16 protein-coding genes, 1 pseudogene and 2 riboswitches are annotated in these 19,703 nt (G+C 32.1%); of the genes and pseudogenes, 2 read left to right on the top strand and 15 right to left on the bottom strand.

What is annotated here, in order from left to right:
• Positions 1–17 precede the first annotated feature (17 nt).
• Positions 18–121, bottom strand: a riboswitch (SAM riboswitch).
• A gap of 93 nt (positions 122–214) precedes the next feature.
• Positions 215–333: riboswitch (SAM riboswitch) on the bottom strand.
• Positions 334–876: 543 nt separating this feature from the next.
• A complete protein-coding gene (locus ACWJJ2_RS15455; protein WP_462953454.1) occupies positions 877–3,312 on the top strand; it encodes a transglycosylase domain-containing protein in 2,436 nt (811 codons plus the stop codon).
• Between the two features lie 248 nt (positions 3,313–3,560).
• Here the strand turns inward: ACWJJ2_RS15455 and ACWJJ2_RS15450 are convergent, their stop codons facing one another.
• The gene (locus ACWJJ2_RS15450; RefSeq protein WP_462953453.1) at positions 3,561–4,907 is read right to left on the bottom strand and encodes a B12-binding domain-containing radical SAM protein; all 1,347 of its coding nucleotides are present in this window, start codon (positions 4,905–4,907) and stop codon (positions 3,561–3,563) included.
• A 429-nt stretch (positions 4,908–5,336) separates the two neighbouring features.
• Here ACWJJ2_RS15450 and ACWJJ2_RS15445 point away from each other — a divergent pair.
• Positions 5,337–5,681, top strand: a pseudogene (locus tag ACWJJ2_RS15445) (response regulator transcription factor); the annotation flags it as partial.
• Positions 5,682–5,700: 19 nt separating this feature from the next.
• On the opposite strand, the gene ACWJJ2_RS15440 reads toward ACWJJ2_RS15445, so the two are convergent.
• The 14 genes from ACWJJ2_RS15440 to cdaA form a co-directional block, all read right to left on the bottom strand.
• On the bottom strand, positions 5,701–6,564 hold the full coding sequence (locus ACWJJ2_RS15440) for a DUF4097 family beta strand repeat-containing protein (protein ID WP_462953452.1): 864 nt from the start codon (positions 6,562–6,564) through the stop codon (positions 5,701–5,703).
• 26 nt (positions 6,565–6,590) lie between these two features.
• Complete coding sequence (locus ACWJJ2_RS15435; RefSeq protein WP_462953451.1) at positions 6,591–7,283, bottom strand: ABC transporter permease; 693 nt, start codon at positions 7,281–7,283, stop codon at positions 6,591–6,593.
• A gap of 28 nt (positions 7,284–7,311) precedes the next feature.
• The gene (locus ACWJJ2_RS15430) at positions 7,312–8,145 is read right to left on the bottom strand and encodes an ABC transporter ATP-binding protein (protein WP_462953450.1); all 834 of its coding nucleotides are present in this window, start codon (positions 8,143–8,145) and stop codon (positions 7,312–7,314) included.
• Positions 8,146–8,466: 321 nt separating this feature from the next.
• Positions 8,467–8,628, bottom strand: a complete 162-nt coding sequence (locus ACWJJ2_RS15425) for a hypothetical protein (RefSeq protein WP_462953449.1) — start codon at positions 8,626–8,628, stop codon at positions 8,467–8,469.
• The gene (locus ACWJJ2_RS15420) at positions 8,625–9,212 is read right to left on the bottom strand and encodes a DUF1700 domain-containing protein (RefSeq protein ID WP_462953448.1); all 588 of its coding nucleotides are present in this window, start codon (positions 9,210–9,212) and stop codon (positions 8,625–8,627) included. The genes ACWJJ2_RS15425 and ACWJJ2_RS15420 overlap by 4 nt, the downstream gene beginning before the upstream one ends.
• Positions 9,205–9,522 (bottom strand): PadR family transcriptional regulator, encoded by a 318-nt coding sequence (locus ACWJJ2_RS15415; protein ID WP_165414275.1) that lies wholly within the window; start codon positions 9,520–9,522, stop codon positions 9,205–9,207. Before ACWJJ2_RS15415 ends, ACWJJ2_RS15420 begins: the two co-directional genes overlap by 8 nt.
• Before the next feature lie 80 nt (positions 9,523–9,602).
• Complete coding sequence (locus tag ACWJJ2_RS15410; RefSeq protein ID WP_462954347.1) at positions 9,603–9,686, bottom strand: phosphopantetheine-binding protein; 84 nt, start codon at positions 9,684–9,686, stop codon at positions 9,603–9,605.
• 1,000 nt (positions 9,687–10,686) lie between these two features.
• Positions 10,687–12,513 carry a glutamine--fructose-6-phosphate transaminase (isomerizing) gene (glmS, locus tag ACWJJ2_RS15405; protein ID WP_165414276.1) on the bottom strand — a complete coding sequence of 609 codons (1,827 nt, stop codon included), beginning with the start codon at positions 12,511–12,513 and terminating at the stop codon, positions 10,687–10,689.
• A 479-nt stretch (positions 12,514–12,992) separates the two neighbouring features.
• Positions 12,993–14,342, bottom strand: coding sequence for a phosphoglucosamine mutase (gene glmM / locus ACWJJ2_RS15400; RefSeq protein WP_220286300.1), 1,350 nt, complete (start codon positions 14,340–14,342; stop codon positions 12,993–12,995).
• 381 nt (positions 14,343–14,723) lie between these two features.
• Positions 14,724–15,137: an SHOCT-like domain-containing protein gene (locus tag ACWJJ2_RS15395; RefSeq protein WP_165414278.1), complete on the bottom strand. Its 414-nt coding sequence runs from the start codon at positions 15,135–15,137 to the stop codon at positions 14,724–14,726.
• Complete coding sequence (locus ACWJJ2_RS15390; RefSeq protein ID WP_220319776.1) at positions 15,137–15,523, bottom strand: DUF2089 domain-containing protein; 387 nt, start codon at positions 15,521–15,523, stop codon at positions 15,137–15,139. Before ACWJJ2_RS15390 ends, ACWJJ2_RS15395 begins: the two co-directional genes overlap by 1 nt.
• A gap of 358 nt (positions 15,524–15,881) precedes the next feature.
• On the bottom strand, positions 15,882–17,480 hold the full coding sequence (locus ACWJJ2_RS15385) for an NAD(P)/FAD-dependent oxidoreductase (protein ID WP_216302386.1): 1,599 nt from the start codon (positions 17,478–17,480) through the stop codon (positions 15,882–15,884).
• A complete protein-coding gene (locus ACWJJ2_RS15380; protein ID WP_220319775.1) occupies positions 17,461–18,735 on the bottom strand; it encodes a CdaR family protein in 1,275 nt (424 codons plus the stop codon). Before ACWJJ2_RS15380 ends, ACWJJ2_RS15385 begins: the two co-directional genes overlap by 20 nt.
• Complete coding sequence (gene cdaA / locus ACWJJ2_RS15375; RefSeq protein ID WP_165414282.1) at positions 18,705–19,553, bottom strand: diadenylate cyclase CdaA; 849 nt, start codon at positions 19,551–19,553, stop codon at positions 18,705–18,707. Before cdaA ends, ACWJJ2_RS15380 begins: the two co-directional genes overlap by 31 nt.
• Positions 19,554–19,703 lie beyond the last annotated feature (150 nt).

Below are 19,703 nucleotides of genomic sequence, written 5' to 3'. Positions count from 1 at the left end.
CACTACTTCCAAACTTATTCTTATCTTGCAGCAATGCTGCAGGAATTAACACCATGTATCATAATATGATACTGGTTGTCGGGGTTCATAGGGCCAGTCCCTCCACCTCTCTTGATAAGACACTATTAAATTTTATTTACATCTATTCAAAAAAACAAAAACCTCTTTCATCATTATATAATGATGAAAGAGGTATAAAATTACAAAGACACCTCTCTCATCTTCCGCTAATTTACAATGAAATTAACGCAGGATTTAGCACCTATTCAGACAATACGTCTGATGGTTGCCGAGATGTCATCGGGCCAGTCCCTCTATCTCTCTTGATGAGAATTAACTTATTTATTAAATTAGATTTATAATATCACTATATGAATGCTATGTAAAGAAGTTTTTATATACACCTTCTCCAAACATCATACAACTGTCTAATGATGTTTCATCATAATATATATTTTGTTCATACTTTATATATAACATAAATATTCATGTTACATTATTTATGTTATAATATATTGTAATAATTATATTGTTCTAGGAGGATACATTGTATGGCTAATGTTTGAAATGCCAATAAGAAATAATTAACATCAATAGAAATCACATCATATAACTTAGTGTTATTGACAAAATTGTAAAATAATTGTATTATACACACATAAACTAAGCACTTTTTTAATAGTATAAGAGAGACCCATAAGGTCTCTTTTATGTGACCTAGTATTAGAATTCAGTAATAACAATTGAATATAGGACTAAAAACAGGAAAATACTTATGGCGACCAAGTAAGCCCCCCCTTTACGTATGTATGAAGCGTGGTCATCCAGGGCTAACCCTGGACATTTTTTGTATAATAAAAAAAGGAGGAGATATTAATGGATGATAATCAAAATGTAGAACCCATAAAAATAGCACCGGTTAAAAAGAAACTTTGGAAAAAAATCGTTAAAGGTTTATTGATATTTTCTGCAATAATTTTCGTATCGGCTACGATAACTTTAGGATATGGTTATATTAAATATGGGCCTAAAATAGAGGCAACTATAAAAGATGCTAACAATATAGCACAAACCATAAACGAAACCTCCTTTAATACCCGAAAACCAACACAATTTTTTGATACTAATGGTAAACTATTAAAAGAATTTAAGACCAATACATATTATTACACAAAAGAAGCAGACTTAAATCCCTATGTAGGTAAAGCTGTCACTTCAATAGAAGACCAAAGATTTTATAAACATGGTGGTATAGATTATAAAGGTATAAGGAGAGCTGTCTGGGTATATATAAAATCCAAGGGAGCTATCGTACAAGGTGGTTCAACAATAACGCAACAACTTGCAAGAAATGTATTCCTTACATTTGACGTAACCTTGTCGAGAAAATTGGAAGAGTCTGTTATAGCAAAGAAATTAGAAGAAAGATATTCAAAAGATCAAATATTAGAGTTTTATGTAAATAATATAAACTTCGGCAATGGATGCTATAGTATTGAAAGTGCTTCACAATTTTACTTTCAAAAGAATAATAAGGATTTAGATTTATCTCAAATAGCTATGCTTGTTTCAATACCTAATAATCCATCTGTTTATAACCCCGTGACTCAGCTTGACAATGTTATAAAGAGGAGAGACTTAGTCTTAGATAAAATGCTAAGCTTAGAACAAATTTCACAAAATGATTTTGATACAGCAAAAGCAGAAGTTATTAAATTAAATATTAAACCTCGTACAGCACCTGAACCTATGAGCTATGATATTCAATATGCTGTTCACAATGCAACCTTAAAGTTAATGGAGCAAAATGGTTTCGTTTCTAAATATTCTTTTAGTAATGATAATGATAGAAACACTTATTTCACTAAGTATAATGATGAATATGAGTCTAAAGAAAAACAACTTCTTAGTGGAGGATATAGAATAGATACATCTATTGATACTGCAAAACAAGAAAAATTACAAAGTGTAGTAGATAGTCATTTGGCTCAATATACAAGCACCAATAACAAAACAGATTTATATGAAAAGCAAGGTGCAAGCGTTACTATAGATAATAATACTGGAGAAGTAGTAGCTATAGTTGGAGGTAGAAGCCAAGATGGTAACACCTTTAACAGAGCCTTCTTAGGTGTAAGGCAGCCAGGTTCCGCTATAAAGCCATTAATCGCATATACCCCTGCATTTGAAAAAGGCTACATTCCCGCTAGTGAATATGAAGACAAAGCCTTTGATAATGGTCCCGCTAATGTTGATTTTAAATACAGAGGTTCTGTATCTTTAAGATATGCAGTTGAGATATCTATAAACACTATCCCGGTTAGATTAGTGGGAGAAATGGGCGTAAAGAATTCGTTGAAATATTTACAAAACATGGAGTTTAAATATACAACTCCTCAAGATATTTACCCTATAATTGCTATAGGTGGTTTTACAAAGGGTGTTACGCCAGTTGAAATGGCTTCAGGTTATTCAACCCTTGCAAGAAACGGCGAATTTATAAGTCCGACTAATGTACGTAAAATAACAAATACAATAGTTAATGAAGTATTATTTGAAAATAAACATAAGCAAACTACAGTGTATGATAGTGGTGCCTCTTATCTTATGACGGATACTTTAAAGGGTGTACTAACAAAAACAGAAAGTCATGCAAATTTAGCCCTTAGTAACTATCCCTTTACTGCAGGTAAAACAGGAACTACAGATCAATCAAAAGATGCTTGGTTTGTAGGATATACACCTTATTATACAACCTCTGTATGGGTAGGAGATGATATTCCAGCGCCACAAAACATGTATGGAGCTCAAGAACCAGGTCAGATATGGAAAGAATATATGGAGTACCTACACCAAGGTCTAGAACAAAAAGACTTTACTCGTCCTAATACAGTAGTTGATAGAAATGGGGTATTAATGAATACTCTATATATCAAATTAAATGAAAATGGTAAAATAAAAGCAGAAAAGAAAGTCATAGAAAAACCAAGTGATGATGATGTAAAAAAAGCAAGTGATGATGCTGCAAAAAAAGCAAGCGATGATGCTGCAAAAAAGACAAGCGATGATGCTGCAAAAAAAGCAAGCGATGATGCTGCAAACAAAGCAGCTGCGGATAAAGCAGCAGCAGACAAAGTAGCTGCTGACGCAGCAGCTGCAAATGAAGCCGCAGCAAAAGCAGCTGCAGACAAAGCAGCTGCAGACAAAGCGGCTGCAGACGCAGCCGCAAATGAACAACCACCAGCCCCAACCCCAGCTCCAGACCCAGCTCCAGCCCCAACCCCAGACCCAACCCCACCCCCTGCACAATAAACCAGCGCGAACGTTAAATCATCATCTACGCTGCTGCACTATTAATGACTTTCCTTCTGAAGTGTCATTAATCAGTAATTATATTTTATTTTAAAAGAGGGGAAGTATTTAAAAATACTTCCCCTCTTTTTTTACCACTATATTTAAGCATACCGTTGACATCCTATATACAAATCCTTTCTTAAACAATCGTATTGGAAGATTATGAGTTTGCCTTCTTTTCTCAAAATTTTATTAGTTTCCGCCACCTACTTTGTTCTATAAGCCAACCAGCTAGAAAATCTTCCTATATTTTTAAAAGAAACTATATTGCACAAGATCTCAGTTAGTTTTCCAAATTTTCTATAACAAAAATTAAATGTTAAAAATGGAATCCATTGTTTTTTGGATTTCGGCAGTCTTTTCATTATGTTTTTAAACGTGTACACCTCTTTATATATCCATAGATAGCCATTATATAATTCTTCTGCTGTCATACTCCTGGGTTTATATACAACTTGGGCAGTATTATAATTAGACAAATTAAAATCTACTATTCTATTTTCCTCGAATAATGATAAGTATAACTTTGTGCCAGGATAGGGGGTAAGAATATGGGATGTTACCGTTTCTATCTTATTTTTAACTACCCATTCTAATGTACTCTTAAATATTGAGGCATCATCTTCATCTAATCCGAAAACAAAACTAGCATTTATCATTATTCCTCTTTTATGAATTTCATCCACAAGCTTCTCATATCTATTCACACTATTTTGTACTTTATGAACACTTTTTAATGACTTACTGTTTATACTTTCAAAACCTATAAAAAGGCTTTGACAGCCTGCCGCCTTCATTTCATCTAATAGTTCAGGCATGTCAACTATATTAGAAGTAACTGCTGCATTCCACTTTAATTTAAGAGGTTTCATTTCCTTTAATAATTTTTTTGTCCATTTTGGATTTCCAACAAAATTATCATCAATAAACATTATATGTCTTGTTTTTAATTTATTTATATCTTTAATTACATCATCTATAGGTCTATTAATATAGGTTTTAAGTACATTTTTGCAACTATTATAGCAGAAATCACATTGAAATGGGCATCCCCTGCTTGTACTAATTATATTAGTATATAAATATTTTTTATTATCAATAATATCATAATTAGGTGATACTATTTCTTCTCCGAAAATATTTTCCATATCATAATATATCTTTTTAAGCGAATTGTTTTCTTTATCCTTAAGTATCTTTACCCAAACTCTCTCAGCCATTCCCACACTTATTGCGTCAAAACTATCAACAGTTCCCTCTGGATCTGATGTTATGTGTATCCCCCCCGCAATTACTGTTACACCACGCTTTTGGAACTCCTTTGATATTTCTACTGCTCTATTCATAACATCTACAGTAACAGTTATAACCACCAAATCTACCGGTTCATTGAAATCTATCTTTTCAACATTTTCATTCTCAATATTAACTTCATGCTCTTTTGGCGTAAGATTTGCTATTGTTAATAAAGCTAACGAAGGAGACATTCTTGTTTTTAATTTTGTATCCATAGGTCTTTGTACCATTGCAGGTTGAATTAATTTGATTTTCATATAATCCTCCTCAAATAAAGCGATATCGCATAATATTCTACGCTAGTGAGACGACCCTAATAAATTATACCATTACATACCATAATTAACTTACTATTTTTTCTATTTACCCCGCCCGTATAACTTTCTCCTGCGTGACTCCAAATAAGAGATTGAAATGTGGAATTTCTGCTCTTCTTATTTGGAGTCACTTCTTGAGTATGTATTAATCTTGTTTTCAAAGTTAAAATAGGGATAAGTCTTTAGAAAATCTTTAGAATTACCCCAACATTATCTTTAAAAGTTAAGAGTATCATAAAGATATGAAATTGAGAGAGGTGATAAGAAAATAATTATAAAATGAAAAAAATAACTATATAGAATGTAATTGGTACATATTATGCATGATATTGTATAATTAAGATATTATCATAGAAAGAGGTATGTGAAATGAATATATATAATATTTTAGTTGTGGAAGATGAAAGAGATATAGCAGTTGGAATACAAGATTATTTAGCAAATCAAGGGTATAAGGTTTTTATTGGGGCAAATGGCCTAGAAGGTTTAGAAATAGTAGGAAAAGAGAAAATACATCTAGCAATTGTAGATGTGATGATGCCTAAGATGGATGGAATAACCTTCACAATTAAGCTTAGGGAGAACCATGAGTTTCCAGTAATAATGCTATCTGCAAAATCTGAAGAGGTTGATAAGATAATGGGACTAAATATTGGAGCAGATGATTATGTGACAAAGCCATTTAGACCCCTTGAGCTTTTAGCAAGGGTAAATTACTGTACATTTAAAACTATTATTTCTTCCGGATATTAATACTCCCGGTATCGCTACTAATCTTTAATCTATTATTCCCAATACCAATCGTTCCCTCTTTTTTTTCTTCTGTATCTACCTCTAATTTTAAGTCATCCAAATGTACTGAAACATCTTTAGAATTACTTTTAACATTTAATTTTAATGATGTTGGTTTAATTTTATATGAAACACTAATATCACCTGAACCAGTGTTTATATCAGAAGCTTGATGTTCTGTAAGATCTTTAAAAACTATCTCCCCGGAGCCCGTACTTGCATATGTCTCATTGTCGGATACATTGGTAAAATATAGACATCCAGATTTTGATTCAGCTTGCAATTTTTTTATTGAACTATCTTTTATTGTTGTATCAGCAGATTCTGATGTTATACTGGCATGCTCTAATTTCGCATTAATAATTTTTTGATCTCCGGATGAATTGGTAAGTTTCAAATCACTAAACGACACATTTTCCATCGTTATATCACCGTTTTTATTTTCTACATTTATAGGACTACTCAAACCTTTTGGCACATACACTATAATTTTGTTTCGGCTTCCAAATGTAAATCCCCCTGTAAAACTATCAGAAGCATCATTTTGAGTAATATGCATCACCCCATTTTCCAAACCGATATCAACCCCATTTTCTGACTTATCACCTTTACAGCTTGTTTCCACATGCATTTCATCATCATGCGAGCTTTTAAACAACAAGTCCCATGAATTATTATTTATTTTTATTTTTTTAACTTTTTCCATAGAAAAGTCCTGCGTAAGATTTGTTTTTTGTTTGCCACAGCTTGCTAACCCAAAGAAACCGATACTAATAAAAAGTATTAAACAAATAAATTTCTTCATTGAACACACCCCTATTTAAAAAATTTTCAACCCAAATCCTTATTATCTATATTCCAATAAGATAGATATCCGATTAACACTCCCACAATGCAAAGGATTAATGGTACCACTACTATCTGTCCTAAACTAACTGAAGAATTTCCATTTGACACCATTCCATTTAAAAGAAAACCTATAATGACAGATGACGTAATAGTAGTAGCTGTTGATTTATGTCTCATACCAAAAAACATAGGAATTAAACTAATACCTGCACACGTTATAGAAGCTAAAATCACTGATGGTATCGTATTTAATATATTTGATAAGTTAACAGGGGTTTTGAAAAAATGTAAAATAGGATTCAAATAAAATACAAGTACATTAATAATGAAAGTTGTAATCATGATATTACAAAAACAAAAAATCATTACGATAAGTAGTTTGGACTTAATTATTTTTTTCTTTGAAATAGGGTATGAAAAAGCAATACCTATTGTATTATTTTTAAATTCATCTATCACAATACTGGCTATCATCGTTCCGCTAAGAATAATAAAAGTGATTTTTACTAATATGTTGGTTAACGACATAAATGACAGATAATCTTCAAACATAGGCTCCCCCATGCGATTAGATGATAAAGACATAAATGCAATTGCAGCCACTATACAAATCATACAAATAATAGCGTGAAAAATATATACCTCAACTTTATTCTTTTTCCATTCTAATTTCATAAGATTAATCAATTTTATTACCCTCTTTCTATTGTTTAATATTATTTATAAAGTATTCTTCTAATGTAATATGTTTCTTTACACTTCCTATTACATCCAGCCCATTATTAATTAATTCTTTATTCACTTCCTTTTGTGAAATATTCTTGTCATATATTTTCAAGGTATTATTTTTAGTCTCATATTTTTTTATTTGCAAAGCTTTCTCAAGAACTGAAATAGCTTTCTTCGCATTATCAACTTCTAATTCCAGATACTCCAAGTTTCCTTTTATAATATCATCCATTTTTACTTCCTTAATTAAATTCCCGTTGTCTATAATTCCGATAGTATCTGCTATTGATTCTATCTCTGAAATGATGTGACTGGATATTAATATTGTGATTTTAAATTTTTTCTTCAGTTTTAATAATAATTCCCTAACATCTTTAATTCCCAAAGGATCCAGTCCATTGATTGGCTCATCTAATATAAGTAGTTTCGGTTTTGAAATTATAGCTCTTGCAATACCAAGCCTTTGTTTCATACCCAAAGAAAGCTCACTCGCTTTCTTTGGTCCAATTTCTTTTAACCCCATAGTATCTAATGCCCAATCAATTAATGAATAATCGGTGATTCCTAAATATTCGCAATGCAATTCTAGATTTTCCACAACAGTCAACTTATTATAAAACACCGGATACTCAATTATGCTACCTATTCTCCCCAGATAATCATAAGAGTTCTTTTTTATCTTCTCACCAAAAATAAAAATATCACCGGATGTAGGTTTAACTTGATTAAGGAGCATTTTCATGATTGTAGTTTTTCCGGCTCCATTTGGACCTAAAAACCCATATATTTCTCCTTCATTTATATTCATAGATACGTTTTTTATTACTGCCTGTTTCCCCCTTGATTTACATAAATTTTTACTTTTTATAATTGTGTTTATTTTAATATACTCCTCTCATATATAATCACTATAGATGTTTGCAAAATGCCACAACCTGTATAAATACGGGATATTTACATTTCTTAAAAGGACTGTGCTTATCCGGGTGTTCTCCGTGGAACTGATAACTGTTGTTAATGACAGATTCATCATCTTGAGCTTATTAAAGTGCACTTTCTTATTCTCTTTTACGAGAAATTCTGTATTGTAGAATTTCTTCTATATTTGAAATTAGTATACATATTTATCCTACAAATTGATGGTTCTATACCAGTGGCTTTCTCCAGTTGTTTTATATGCATTTTTATCAAAACCTGACATTCCAAATCCTATAAAGGATATAATCAGTCCCGTAAGTGTTAGAATAAAACTTAATTTTAAACAAAATTTTTTTATATTTATAATTTTCATATTCTCACCATCTTCTTTCTAAATGTATAAGAGATTTTCTGTATAAAGAATTTTGTAACATTAAAAAATTTTATAAATGTAAATTGTGTTATCAATGCACATAAAACACCTATCCCTAATAATAAAAATCCAAATCCTATTTGCGTAACAACAATATGAACTCCCTGCTTTAAGCAAAAGAAAGAGCCTGCTATACTCCATAATCCTCCCCCAAAACCTGCAAGTGCTATTATTCCTGTAACCAAAGGTATACACAAAAATATTACACATCCACATAATACTAATAAGATTATTACCGAAAGTATAGATCCCCATAATGGAAATCCAAGAATCAACAGTGCTATCTGAAGGAACTTTCTTCCTACAGATGATTCTCTTAATATAATATTTCCTTGATCTTCTATAATATTTTTAGCAATACTCTTATGGTCACCGATCTTGTCTATGGCTTGATTTTCGGTATATCCATCTTCTATATAATCATCAATCATCTCACCATAATACGTCGTAAATTTATTGCATTCAGTCTCTCCCAAAGAGGATAGCTGTTTCATCAAATCGCTTAGAAATTCTTCCTTATTCAATACTCTTACCTCCTATAAAAAAATATATATCCATAATTTTCTTCCAATCACATAAAAAGAAATCTTCTATATGCTTCTCACCACTAGGAGTTATATGATAATATTTTCTTAATCTGCTGTTATGCTCTATAGAATATGTCTCATTATACCCATTTACTTCTAACCTTTTTAGAATTGGGTATAATGTAGATTCAGATATTTCTATACATTCAGAAATATCTTTTATAATTTGGTAGCCATATGAGTCACCCTTTTTTAATACAGCAAGAATACAGATTTCTAGTAACCCCTTTTTTAATTGTATGTTCATTATTATCTCTCCTAACCCATTATTAAACTCTACATTATCTTTATAAGGATTATGCTAGAGGTAGTGCAGGTGGACTGTCTTTAATTTTTTTCTATATAATTTATCAACATCATTAGCTTAAATGAATGTCCTCCTAAATCATAAAAAGAATCGCTTATACTCACTTTTTCTATTTCCTGAGTCCTTTTTTCCGAACTTCTATTGTTAACTCTTTCAGTCTCATTTCCTAAGTTGTAAAATTATTAATATTTATACTTATTATTACATCTCCTTATGTATTATACTATACAATACGATGTATTATGTGTCAAGATGTATTTTCTATTTTTAAAAATTATTATAGAACTAGGTAAGCAGTGGAGAAAATAGCGTATGTGAAAGAATGAACGGATTGTTTTAATAATCTATCCAATGCTGAAACAAGAAGCTGCTTCGAAAAAGGTATAAATACTGGCTTAATCTGTGATTGGAAGCAGGAAGTAACGAAAATTAATTCTCTTTGCCTCCTAATAATCAACCTAAAAACTGAGTATCACATTAAAAAGCTTATAAATAGCTTTTTAATGTGATACCCAGTTTATTTTTCTAAATCCTTAATTTATTTTCTTATATATAACTTTTTATAAACTAAATAAAACACTATCTGAAAGAAAAAATATATGAGACTAATTAAAATCGAATATGTTAAAGTAATTATCTCTCCTCCTTGTTTAACAGGCAAGTTGATAATATATATGGCACAAAAAATAATACTTTAAAATCCAAGAGTCAAAATAATAATATGAACGCATAAAGATTATAAGTTTGTATTAGATAAACAAAAAGTTTTTATATTATTTAATGATGACATGAAAGCTTGTTGGATGAGGTAACTTTTAAATGGAAATCATCCACAATAAACCCCCTCTTTATAGGCCTGATGTGTACAATTTTGTTGATACCTACATTTGTGTTTGGGTGGGTGTTGATAGTTTTGTACATCATTATTTAATCTATCACGCCTTGAATCTAATCTTGTTGGTAAGACTATTCGATAATGGGAATAAAAAAATGAAGGAGTGCAGGTCGGGTCACCTGCATTTCCTTCATTTTTGGGGACATCTTTAATATTCTTGGACAGAGTTTGTTGTTTGTGTACAATACATGTATATCATCTATTTTTTCTTATTCCACCGTTACTGATTTTGCAAGATTTCTTGGCTTATCAACATCGCAACCCTTTTGAATTGCCATGTAGTAAGATAATAATTGTAGTGGAATTACTGAAATTACTGGTGCTAATATATCCATTACTTTTGGTATATAAGTTACGGAGTATACTGATTTTTCAATTTCAGTGTGTCCTTCTGGCGCAAAAGCAAATACTTTTGCTCCTCTAGTAGCTACTTCTTTTATATTACTTACCATCTTATCAAATAATTCTTCTTGAGTAGCTAGTGCTATAACTATAGTTCCTTCTTCCATAAGCGCTATAGGACCATGCTTTAACTCTCCTGCCGCATAGGCATCTGAATGGATATATGATATTTCTTTAAGCTTTAATGAACCTTCCATTGCAACTGCATAGTCAAGTCCACGGCCTATAAAGAACATATCTCTATGCATATAAGTTTTCGCTGTGAATTTTTGAACAGTTTCCTTATTTTTAAGCACCTGCTCTGCCTTTTCTGGAAGCTCTAGCATAGCTGCTTTAATTTCTTCTAATTCATCTACGCTTAATGTTTCGTTATTCTGAGCAAAGAATAATGCTATTATATACATCGCTATAAGCTGAGTTACATAAGCTTTAGTAGATGCAACTGCTATTTCTGGTCCAGCCCAAGTGTATAGTACGTCGTCTGCTTCTCTTGAAGCTGCGCTACCGACTACATTAGTTACTGCTATAACTCTAGCACCTTTTGACTTTGCAAGCCTTAAAGCGGACATAGTGTCTGCAGTTTCTCCTGATTGACTAATAACTATCATCAATGTATTTTCGTCCATTATTGGGTCTCTATATTTAAACTCAGAAGCTATATCTAATTCTACTGGTATTCTTGCAAGTTTTTCTATAACATATTTACCTACAACTCCTGCATGGTATGCAGTTCCACATGCTACTATATATATTTTATTTAAATTTTGAATTTGCTCTTTAGTTATAGTTATTTTATCTAGAGATATTGGCTCTCCTAGAACTACTCTTGAAGTCATTGTGTCTCTGATTGCCTTTGGTTGTTCATGGATTTCTTTTAGCATAAAGTGCTCATATCCACCTTTTTCAGCGGCTTCTGCATCCCAAGTTACATGGAATACTTCTTTCTCTATAACTTCGTTTTCAGCATTAATAAGCTTTATTCCATCACTTGAAATTACAACAAATTCGTTATCTTCCAATAAATATACTTCTCTTGTGTGGTTTAATACTGCTGGTATATCTGAAGCTACAAAAAATTCATCTTTGCCAATACCTACTATTAACGGACTATCTTTTCTTACTGCCACTAATTTATCTGGTTCATCACTTGATATTACTGCTATTGCATAGCTACCTTCCATTTTAGTAGTAGCCTTCATTACCGCTTCAACAATATTTCCATCAAAGTAGAAATCTATAAGATGTGGTATTACTTCTGTGTCAGTTTCAGATGTAAATTTATATCCTTTTGACATTAACCATTCTCTTAACCGTATATAATTTTCTATAATCCCATTGTGAACTACACTAATAGTTCCTTTTTCATTAGTATGTGGGTGAGAATTTTCATCTGATGGTTTACCATGAGTGGCCCATCTAGTGTGTCCTATACCCACTTGTCCAATAAGCGGCTCTTCTAATAATTGAGCCTCTAAATTTGCAAGTCTTCCTTTGCACTTTGTAACGCTTAAAACTCCATCATTTATAATTGCGATTCCTGCTGAATCGTATCCTCTATATTCTAATTTACTAAGACCTTCTACCAAGATTGGTGAAGCCTGTTTTTTCCCAAAATATCCAACTATTCCGCACATATTCATCTTCCTCTCAAATTTAAAATTTTACACAAATCAACACTAAAGTGCTTTATTACCTTTAGTGCTATTCGTAATATTTATAAAGGTTTTAACACCAGATTGATCTTGTAACGAAAATCACTAATCGCTTTTATCAACCATTAACGGTAGTGCGCTACCGCGGGGCATCCGCCGAAGATTCGATACTCCCCATCCTCGTCAACTCATAATGCATAATAACTACTAATGCTCATTATGAGTCCTGGCGCTTTAAAATCATCTAATTCTCTCTATCCTCCTTTACCATAATATTTACATTCACAAATACGTAAACTGAAAGCTTATGAACCTTTCACATAAGCTTTCAGTCTATTATATTCATTTTATAGCCTAAACGTCAATGCTTTTAATGATAAGTTAACTTAATAGTTACTTTTTTCTACTATAATTCATGTTATTTTCCATATTATTTAGTAATCATGAAATTTTATACTATCTTACTTATTTGCTTTTTCCTGGATTAATTTCGCAAGAGCATGCGCCATTACATCTAATTCACTTTGTACTTTACCCTCGAGCATTACTCTCACTAAAGGCTCTGTACCTGAAGGCCTTATAAGCACTCTTCCACAACCATCTAATTTTTCTTCTATTTTTCTAATCTCTTCAACTATTTCACTATCAGTTTCATGTATGTCCTTTTTATCATTAGGTACTGTTGCGTTAACTAATACTTGCGGAAGTTCTGTCATCATTGCTGCAAGCTCCGATAATGGTTTTCCTGATTCTTTAATAACAGTGGCTAATTGAAGTCCTGATACAAGTCCATCCCCTGTAGTATTAAAATCCAGGAAAATTACATGTCCTGATTGCTCTCCACCTAGGCTATAACCCTCTTCTTGCATTTTCTCAAGTACGTACCTATCTCCTACTTTAGTTTTAACTGTAGTTATGTTTTCTTCCTTCATCGCAATATCAAGGCCCAAATTACTCATAACTGTTACTACTACTGTATTTTTAGTTAATTTACCAATATCCTTTAAGTGTTTAGCACAAATAGCAATTATAAAATCTCCATTTATGAGATTTCCTTTCTCGTCTACAGCTAAACATCTATCTGCATCACCATCAAACGCTAGTCCTAAATCGCAATTATTTTCTTTAACAAAAGCCATTAAATGCTCAGGATGAGTAGATCCACAGTCTCTATTTATATTTATGCCATCTGGATCATTGTTAATAACTAAAACCTCAGCTCCTAGATCTCTTGTAGCTTTTACTGAAGTAATATGCGAAGCCCCATTAGCACAATCTAATGCTATTTTAAGTCCTTTTAAGTCTCCTGAAATAGTAGATTTAGCAAATTCTATATAATCCTCTACAGCACTGTGATTAACTGTTTTCTTACCTAAATCACCTGCTATTGGTGATGGTACTCCTTTAAAATCACTTTCTATGACTGCTTGTATTGTATCCTCTAATTCATCAGACAGCTTGAACCCATTGTTGTTAAAAAATTTTATTCCATTATATTCTACCGGGTTGTGAGAAGCTGAAATAACAACCCCTGCATCTGCTCCATATTTTCTAGTTAAATATGCTATAGCGGGTGTAGGAACTACTCCAAGACATATTGCCTCTGCCCCTACCGATAAAATCCCTGCAACTAAGGCCGATTCTAACATATCTCCCGAAACTCTTGTATCCATTCCTACTAAAATTTTAGGTTTATGAGCTCCGCTTGTTAATACAAACGCTCCTGATCTTCCTAACTTATATGCAAGCTCCACTGTTAATTCTGTATTTGCTATACCACGTACTCCATCTGTCCCGAACATTCTACTCATATTTTTCTACCTCTTTCTCAATATTATATGGATTTATTACAGGTCATCCTAAACAAAACAACTAATCAATTTGCTAGTGTTTTATTTTTAAACCCTCATTGGCCTTTTTTTATTTATATTAATTCACTGAAAACTACTTTCTAACTTAAATTATATTTATGCGGAAAATTCATTGTTTTATTTTACTATTTATGTACATATATATCAAAGCTTTTTTTGCATAAATGAATAAAACTTAATCATATTATACTACAGGTATAAGTATTTGTAAAAAAAGTCTCAGTATTTTACAATATACTTATCAAAAAAATAGCCCAACTCACTTATTTGGGTTGGGCTAAATCATCTCCTGGGTAGCTTCACAGCTTCTAAGAAGCTGGCTTATTCTATAACAATCTCAACTGCGTCTCCATCTCCACTTTTTATATCTACAATTTTCCCATCCATTCCATTATCTATGGCATCTAATATACTTTGAGTCATTGCATCCATATCTACATTTTCCATGCCATCTACATTTACGTTTGGAATTCTTCCAAATGTTTTTATCATACCGCTTACAAATTTCAGTGGAATGTTAATATTTGCATTGTCATTTCCCTTAGATTTTATCCTTATTTTAAGCATTTTAGCATGTGTTCTGCCTTTAGTGTGGCTATTATTTGCTGCTACTTTATCCAAAATAATAAATTCTTTACTTTCTCCATTTAAAGCGTCTATAAGCTGCATAGCTTCTTCTGAATTAATTTTACCTTCTTCAACCATTCTTAATATTCTTGAGATTTCTTCATTCATTATTTCCCCTCCTTTTTCTGAAATGTTGTTAGCATTATTAATGCTTCATCAGCAGTAATTTCACCTTTGTCTAACATATCTAATACATCCTTTTTATCAGTGGCTGGTTTTTGCTTTAAAAAAGTATACCCAAGTGCTTCAATAACCTCATCTAGCTTTGCTGTAACTGCCTGATATGCTATGCCAAGCTCTTTTTCCATATCCTTAATGTTTCCTCTAGCTTTTAAGAATACTTCAACAAAATTTAACTGTTCACTATTTAAATAATCAAATCTAGATAATTCAAATTGGTTTTCTACCACAGTATTACATCCATCACATTTCAATCTAGTTGCTTTTAATCTAGAGCTACAAACTGGACATTTACTTAATATTTTGCATGCCATGTTTTACCACCTTCTTCCATTGTATTCATTATATTATCATTAATTGAAATATTCAACATAGAAATTAATTATTCCAGTATTTTTAACGATATTTCAGAATGAAAGTCTCCTACTTCTATAAGTTGGAATTATATGCCCTAACAAATAGAAAACTTCAGTGGGAGTATAAATCTCCTTCTGAAGTCGTTAATTCATCTTCTTCATAGCTGTTCAGCGACCCAGGAGATGATTTAAGGCAGGTGTTACAAAAAAATAACTAGCTGGTATGCTAGTCAATTTTTTTGGAGCTGCCTATATAGATTATTTTATAAAGCTAGAAAACAAACCACGCTCTAAGCCACTTACTAAGGATGAGCTCTTATTCAGGTTTCCATTTCTTCATTATACTTTCTGCTGTTTTTAATCCATCAACTGCCGCAGAAATTATTCCACCCGCATATCCCGCTCCTTCTCCTGCTGGGTATAATCCTTCTAGAGATATACTTTGTAATTCCTCATTTCTATCAATTCTTACTGGCGCCGATGTTCTTGTTTCAATACCAGTCATAACTGCGTCTTCTCTTGCAAAACCCTTTATTTTATAATCAAATTTAGGTAAAGCCTCTTTTATAGCATCTGTTACATAACTAGGCAAACACCCAGTAAGATCAGCAAATTTATATCCCGGTGTATAGCTTGGTTTTATACTCCCTATTTTGTTACTGTCTATTCCTTTAAGGAAATCTCCAACTAATTGCACGGGTGCATTATAGTTTGATCCTCCAATTTTATAAGCTAGTGCTTCATAATGCCTCTGAAACTCAATACCAGCAAGTGGGTCGTCTGTTCCAAAGTCTTTAGGTCCTACAGATACCACTACAGCTGAGTTTGCATTAGCCTTATCTCTCTTATATTCACTCATACCATTTATTGCAAGGCATCCCTGCTCTGAAGCTGCCGAGACTACTTGTCCGCCTGGGCACATACAAAAACTATATACTGCTCTTCCAGATTTTCCACTTGTATAAGTAAGCTTGTAATCAGCACCTTTTAACCTTGGGTGGTTAGCATATTTTCCATATTGATTTTCATTGATCATATCCTGAGGATGCTCTATTCGAACCCCCATTGCAAATGGCTTACTAGACATAAATACGCCTTTTTTATATAACATTTCATATGTATCCCTGGAACTATGTCCTGGAGCTAAAATTAAGCTATCACAAGGCAACTCTTCCCCATTTACTATTATGCTTTTCACCTTTTTATCTTTAATTTTTATATCGGAAAGCTTACTATTAAATCTTACTTCTCCACCTAGTTTAATAATACTTTCCCTTATATTTTTCACAACTTCTTTTAACACATCTGTACCTATGTGAGGCTTGCCAATATACAATATTTCCTCAGGTGCACCAGCTTTCACAAATTCCTCTAATATGTAGTCACATCTAGTGTCCTTTATTCTTGTAGTTAGCTTTCCATCTGAAAAGGTTCCCGCTCCACCTTCACCAAATTGCACATTTGATTCTGTATTGAGCACCGCCCTAGTCCAAAATTTGTTTATGCTTTTTGTTCTAAGCTCTACCTGTTCTCCTCTTTCAATAATTAGAGGCTTGTATCCCTTTTGCGCCATAAGAAGCCCAGCAAACATACCTGCTGGACCCATTCCTACGATTATAGGTCTATGCTGCATCTCACTCGTTCCAAATTCAAACTCAGCATTATACTTAACTTCTTCAAGTTTAACATCTTTATGATTTGCCCTCTCTACAATTTTTAATTCATCATCCATTTTAATACAAGCAGCATAATTAAATTTAATGTTATTTTTTTTCCTAGCATCTATGGATTCTTTAGCTATTCTAAAATCTTTTATTTCGTTCTCATCAACTCTCATTATTTTTGCTGCCTTTGTTTTTATAGTATCTATAGTATCGTCTATATCTAGGACTATGTTATTCACTCTTATTGTCATTTCCTGTCATTACCTCCGTTTGTTTCTTCGTAATAGTTACTAATATTTTATCTTGGTCTTGTGATATTAAATTTACTCCTTCTGGCATACTTGCCACTACTTTCACAGAGTGTTCTCCTTCTACTAAATTAGCTAAATCTACTACGGCGCTAATTTTTGTCAAATCCAAAGAATCCATAACGGCCTGCGTACCTGAAACCAGTAGTGAGTCATTATTTTTTTCGAGTTTCACTTGATATTTTTCATCTAAATTAATATATTTGATGTCTTGACTTAGTTTTTTTTGCACTACCTCATCTATATTCTTTTTCACTACCTCATCTAAATTAATCTCAGCCTTAACTAAAGCAGTACCACTAACTAAACTTAATCCACCTGGAATTAATACTTTAACATTCATCGTAGTACTTTTGTTTATTTTACTTAGGTCAATAGCTTCCGTGTTTAAATTTTCCACTTGTTTAAGTGCATCTACACTTCCTGTTACATCAAACCGTTCTGGTTGCACTTTTATGCTCTTTAGCGTAAAATTAGGATTCAAAACTCCTATGGTTTTCACCGTTACTCCTACAGACTTAGTCTTCCTTATAGGAATCTTAACATCTATCTGAACTGGGTTTACAACCACTCCTTTTACTTCCTTACCTTCTTCATCTACTGGTTTAAGCGTGTATGTTTTTGCAATATTTGATTCCACGTCTTGTATATTAACTTCTACTAATATTTTTTTCACTACATTTACAAACTTTGACCCACCTACTACTTTAGCATTACTTTGGGATATTTCTGGTTCAGATGCATAGAAGCCTTCTTTGGGTTTTCCACTTGTAATTACATTTATAGGTAGATTAGATTCAATCCGTTTATCTAAGTTTACCTTTATAAAAAGACCATTACTATTTACCACTGTTATATTATTAGGGCTTTTTCTTATTTCAATAGGAATCATTTGTTCTCCAGTTTTAAGAGCATATGCACTTAAATCTGCAACTAATGTGAAATCTTCTGCTTTCTTACCCAAAATTATACTAGTACTAGCCCCTTTGATATTTATGGATGTTGTTAAATCTTGCCCTGGTACTAAAACGAGATTTGACTGGGTTAATACATTTGTATTTAAAAGCTGTACAGGTATGTTTTGAAGCTTATAAGCAGTAAGTGGATTTTCTGTGCTTGATATAAAAAGCCATAAAGCAAAGGCAGCTATTACGCAGCAAATTTTAATTATAAATTCTTGTTTTCCGTTTTTATCCATGCCTTTACTCTCTCCTTTAAGGTTATTTTTTTAGTTTGTCTTCTTTTTATTATTTGAAGAAGTATTTTTTTAAGCTTATCCTTGTCATAGTTCCTTAGCAATCTTCCATTCATTGCTATAGATATAGTTCCTGTTTCTTCTGATACTATTATTGTTAGAGCATCTGAAGTTTCTGTTATTCCTATTGCCGCTCTATGCCGCGTCCCTAGTTTCTTACTTATTACATCATTATTTGTTAAAGGCAGAAAACATCCTGCCGCGATTATTCTATCATTTCTAATTATTGTAGCCCCATCATGAAGGGGGGTATTAACTACAAATATATTTTCTAGTAAAGCTGTAGATATTACAGCATCCAATGCGGTTCCTGTTTTAATAATTTCTGCAATACCTGTCCTTTGTTCTATTACTATTAGTGCCCCTGTTTTACTTTTTGATAAAATTTCAACGGCATTGACAATTTCAGTTATAACCTTCTCCATTATTTGTTCATCTTCAAATACGTGTTTATCAGCAAAAGCGGTCCTTCCGATGTGCTCTAACGCCCTTCTTATTTCTGGTTGAAAGATGATAACAATAGTCAAAACACCAATTGTTATTGTCTTATTTAAAACCCAATTTAATACTGTTAAATTAAGCAATTGGCTTATCGGAATAAGCACAAAAATAAAAATCATTCCTTTTAATAACTGTATAGCTCTTGTTTCTTTCATTAGCATGTAACTTTTATAGAATATAAACGCCACCACTAATATATCCAAAATTGAAAATATGCTTATATTTTTGATTGTGCTTATCATTAATTTAAATACTTCCATAAAGCCCACACCCCTCTACTAAAACTCCTATTTACAATTATACACCATGATTTGCTTTATTAGTATATATTATAATTTAATTTTATTATAACAATTAAGCACACATTTCAAAGTAATTTTATTATAACAATTAAGCACACATTTCAAAGT

This window comes from Clostridium sp. CM039, assembly GCF_055081075.1.
The sequence above is the reverse complement of the archived record's forward strand: the minus strand, read 5'-3'. Positions and strand labels throughout refer to the sequence as shown.